The 4,313-nt window shown below is 28.8% G+C and carries 5 protein-coding genes; 3 read left to right on the forward strand and 2 right to left on the reverse strand.

Annotation, left to right across the window (positions count from 1 at the left end):
- The 3 genes from rsp to CD128_RS04365 all read left to right on the forward strand — a co-directional run.
- The coding region (gene rsp, locus CD128_RS04355; protein WP_231917255.1) for an AraC family transcriptional regulator Rsp at positions 1-998 on the forward strand (998 nt) is incomplete at its 5' end.
- Between the two features lie 68 nt (positions 999-1,066).
- Positions 1,067-1,489, forward strand: a complete 423-nt coding sequence (locus CD128_RS04360; protein ID WP_103328844.1) for a pyridoxamine 5'-phosphate oxidase family protein — start codon at positions 1,067-1,069, stop codon at positions 1,487-1,489.
- Between the two features lie 176 nt (positions 1,490-1,665).
- The gene (locus CD128_RS04365; RefSeq protein ID WP_103328845.1) at positions 1,666-2,019 is read left to right on the forward strand and encodes a DUF4889 domain-containing protein; all 354 of its coding nucleotides are present in this window, start codon (positions 1,666-1,668) and stop codon (positions 2,017-2,019) included.
- 124 nt (positions 2,020-2,143) lie between these two features.
- On the opposite strand, the gene CD128_RS04370 is transcribed toward CD128_RS04365, so the two are convergent.
- Positions 2,144-3,421, reverse strand: coding sequence for a cation:dicarboxylate symporter family transporter (locus tag CD128_RS04370; protein ID WP_103328846.1), 1,278 nt, complete (start codon positions 3,419-3,421; stop codon positions 2,144-2,146).
- 180 nt (positions 3,422-3,601) lie between these two features.
- Complete coding sequence (locus tag CD128_RS04375) at positions 3,602-3,961, reverse strand: DUF3139 domain-containing protein (protein ID WP_103328847.1); 360 nt, start codon at positions 3,959-3,961, stop codon at positions 3,602-3,604.
- Between the last annotated feature and the right edge of the window lie 352 nt (positions 3,962-4,313).

The following is a 4,313-nucleotide window of genomic DNA, read 5'->3' on the forward strand; positions in this document are numbered from 1 at the left end:
CCATTAAAAATAAAGCTGAATTCAAAGAAATTTATCGTTTGATTATTTCATTTATACATAATAATCAGGATTATAAATGGAATAAAAAAATTGTTAAATTTATGCTAGTTTTTGATACAGCAACAATATCTATTCAAGATATACATTTAGCTCATCTAAAATTAAAAAATAAAAATCGCGCAATTAAATTTGGTTTAATTGTAGATGGCTTACTACATCAATATGATACCTTACAAGAGACTTACGATATTATGAATCGTATGAACTTTGACTACTACTTTGTAGATATTGAAAACATTAATACAAAAAATGTATTGATAGATAAGCAACGTGGCTTTACCCATGCGAGTACACATTTTGAAAACTATATTCGTTTTATTGAAGATTCTAAAATTCCGTCAACCCAATTTGTATATAGTAGTCTGTCGCTACGTTGTTTTAAATATACAAATAATGGCGCTCACCCATTGCAACTATCTGATTTGGTATGCCATTTAACTGCCTTACTAAAATATGGTGGCGGTATCTGTTATAAACTAATTGAAAATGACCCTATGTATATTTCATTATTCAATAATCATGGAAGCATTCTTCCAATTATGCACTTGTATCAATTTATTACTGCATTTGTAGATGAACCTATCACAATTGCGAATAATTATCTTATGAGTCGTAAAGACGGCAATTATCATTTTATTCTTTTTAATAAAATTAATGACCGTTATTTATCAGATAGCAAACAGCACTATCATTTTCAAAATAAATTAAACGAAAACTCATTATTTATTATAAGCACACTTAATAATGAACATGGATCTATTCAAAATTTAATGCCACAGGACAAATTGCCTGTCTATATTGAAAAAAGCATTATGAAACAATTAGACCGCTCTAATCACCCTAAAACTGAATTATTTATTCAAGAAAAAAATCATGTAACATTTCAAATAACGTTGCAGCATGATGAGGTGAAATATATTTGTATTAAACCTGTTTAAGCAATTATTGTCTTTAAGTTTAATACTAAGTGATTTAGGTAATATAAACTAATAAGGAGATGATGAGTTTGGATAAACAACAAGCTACTCAAACAATCGAAAAGGTTTTAAAAGAGTCTAAAATTGGTGTATTATCAACTGCTTATAATAACAAGCCAAATAGTAGATACATGGTATTTTATAATGACGGTTTAGATTTATATACGAAGACAAGTACTAAAACTGCTAAAGTTGATGAAATTGAAAGTAACCCTAATGCTTACATTCTTTTAGGATTTAATGAAACAACAAATAATAGTTTTGTTGAAATTGAAGCAACAATGGAAATTGTGAAAGACCAAAAAGTAATTGATTGGTTATGGGAAACACAAGACAAGACTTTCTTTGATTCAAAAGAAGATCCAGATTTATGCGTCTTAAAAGTTAACCCTAAAACAATTACACTTATGAATGATGATGAAATCGATACACCCGTAACAATCGAATTATAAAAATTTAATTTGATAATATATAGAAGAGGCTGAGACAAAAATAAAATGTTTCAGCCTACTTTATTGTTTTATATGTAATAATAATGACACATTTGAATATATTGTTTTTAGTATTTTATTGCATTTTAATACTTTATTTTGTATAAATGAGATAGTACTTTCAAAGGAGCTACATAATGAAAAATAAAAAAGGCTTAGGATTAGGCATTGCTTTAAGTGCAATCATGCTTATCATTTGTGTTGTATTAGTTATCATGATGATGACTGGAGGACAAAAAGAAACTTACTATGGTTATATGAAAGATAGCCATACTATCGAAAAGATGGTCAGTGAACAAACTGAAAAAGTTGAGAAAAATGTTCAATTACCTTCAGATACTGATGTTAATGTTAAAAAAGGTGATTTTGTATTCCTTGTAAAAGAAAAAGGTTCAGATAAATTTTCAAGGGTATCTAAAGTAAAACATGATGATGTACCTCATGGATTAATGATGAAAATTCATGACATGGGTGACATGAAAGGTATGTAATTAAAATTATAACTCCCTCGCATAAAAATAATTTTTTCGAGGGAGTTATTTTTTTGTAAATTTTCCTCAATAAAAAAGTACCGAGTACATAACGACTCGGTACAAAAAATGTCAGATTTCTTTTTTAAATTGATTGTAAATATTTTTTACCCTTTTCTTTATCATAAACATTTTCCCATCTAGAGATAACAATTGATGATAATGCGTTACCAATTACGTTAACACATGTACGCACCATGTCTAATAATCGGTCAACGCCAATAATTAAAGCAAGACCTTGAGCTGGTAAGCCCATTGCACCTAATGTTGTAAGTAATACTACGATTGAAACGCCTGGTACACCGGCCATACCTTTAGATGCTACCATTAATGTTACCATTAAAATAATTTGTTCAGAAATTGATAAATGGATACCATACATTTGAGCTACGAATAATGCAGCGATAGATTGGTATAAGGCTGAACCATCTAAGTTAAATGAATAACCAATTGGAATTACAAATGATGTGACATCTCTTGGTGCACCAAATTTTTCCATTTTATTCATCATAATTGGTAATACCGCTTCAGAACTTGAAGTTGAGAAAGCAAGCAATAATTCATCTTTCAAAATTTTAATAATTGAGAAAATGCTAATGCCAACCATTCTAGCAACTATGCCTAAAACTACAATCACGAAGAAGACCATTGCAAATACTACGACTAGCACAAGTTTTAATAATGGAAGTAATGCTGCGGCTCCAAATGTCATAACTGTTGTACAAATAAATGCAAATACACCAATTGGTGCCAATTTTAAGATTTGGTTAATCATCCAAAATACTGCTTCTAATACACCATTTAAGAATCCTTTTACAGGATCTGCTTTTTCCCCTATTGCAGCTAATCCTAATCCAAAGAAGACTGCAAAGAAGATGATAGGTAATAATTCACCTTTAGTTAATGCTTCAAATATGTTTGTTGGTACAATGTTTACAATGGTATCAATAAAGTGATTCCCATATGTAGATTGTTCTGCTGCTGAAGCAGATGTTTGATATTTAGTAATGTCGCCTTTAGGTAATTTATGAGGATCTAATCCTGCACCTGGTTTGAATAAGTTACCAATAATTAATCCTAAAGCGATTGCAATTGTTGTTATAATTTCAAAGTAAAGAATTGCTTTCCATCCATAGCTACCTATCTTTTTCGAATCCCCTAAATTTGAAATAGATAATGCTAATGCACAGAAGACAATTGGAATGATGATCATTTTAATTAAATTTAAGAAAATGTCACCGAAAGGCTTAATATAATTTGCTACATTTGTTTGCCCAAACAATAATAAACCTACAACTACACCTAGCACCAAAGCAATTAAAACTTGCATCGGTAAGCTAATCTTTCTCTTGAACAGAGTCATGTTGGAACCCCCTTCATCTGACATCGCTTAATTATATCAGATAATTCAAAATTGGGATATAAAATTTTTAATCGTATTTATTATTGTCAATATTTGATTTAACTAAAACTATTAATTTAGATATAAAAAAGCTGTACATAGACTACTCTACTGAGTCTAAATACAGCTCAAATCTTAATATTAAGGTTTAAAGTTCTGATTAAAGTAATTATATTTGGCACCTTTAATACTTTTTTTAGTTTCAGTATCGAATCCCTCTGAAAAAATACCTTTACGCGTACCAATAGGTTGAATAACATAAGTTAAGTTTGGTTCATCCTTAAAAACCACTTCTTTATAATAAACGCCCTTTTTAGCACTATATAACGTTTTTTCAGATTTTACTTTATCTGTAAGATGCTTTTGTTCTAAATAACTATCCACTAATTTAATGTTTCGGTGTCCTTGATATGTTTTCATACCAAAGAAAAATGCGATCGCTACAACTAAAGAAATAGCAAATATAATTACTACTCTTATAATTATTTGCTTTTTGCTCATTTTGAAACTCCTTTTAATCTGCCTATCCCAAAAGTATATTTTTTATTATCTAAATTATTATGAATGAAATAAAAAGTTTTTTAAAGTATTTACATATTTTTGTAACAAAATCTACTTAAATTTATCTCTAATTCAAAATAAATCAACACTTTTTTATATTCTGTAGACGTACTTTTGATGTGTATTTAAAACTCTTAAAAACTCTGTAAAATACTATGGCAACAGTCTTGACATTAGTTTTAGTTCATACTATCTTTAAATATGTTGGTTCTACGCAAACATCGGTTGATAAATAAAAAAATTATTTAATTATAATTAGATTAAGCGACAAAGAGGAAATCAGACTTTTTTA

The organism is Staphylococcus croceilyticus (genome assembly GCF_002902575.1).
GTDB lineage: Bacteria > Bacillota > Bacilli > Staphylococcales > Staphylococcaceae > Staphylococcus > Staphylococcus croceilyticus.

Bases quoted from the DNA above. Each gene is read 5' to 3' on its own strand.
- CD128_RS04370 (WP_103328846.1), bottom strand. From the start codon at position 3,421: ATGACTCTGTTCAAGAGAAAGATTAGCTTACCGATGCAAGTTTTAATT.
- CD128_RS04365 (WP_103328845.1), top strand. From the start codon at position 1,666: ATGAAAAATAAAAAAGGCTTAGGATTAGGCATTGCTTTAAGTGCAATC.
- CD128_RS04375 (WP_103328847.1), bottom strand. From the start codon at position 3,961: ATGAGCAAAAAGCAAATAATTATAAGAGTAGTAATTATATTTGCTATT.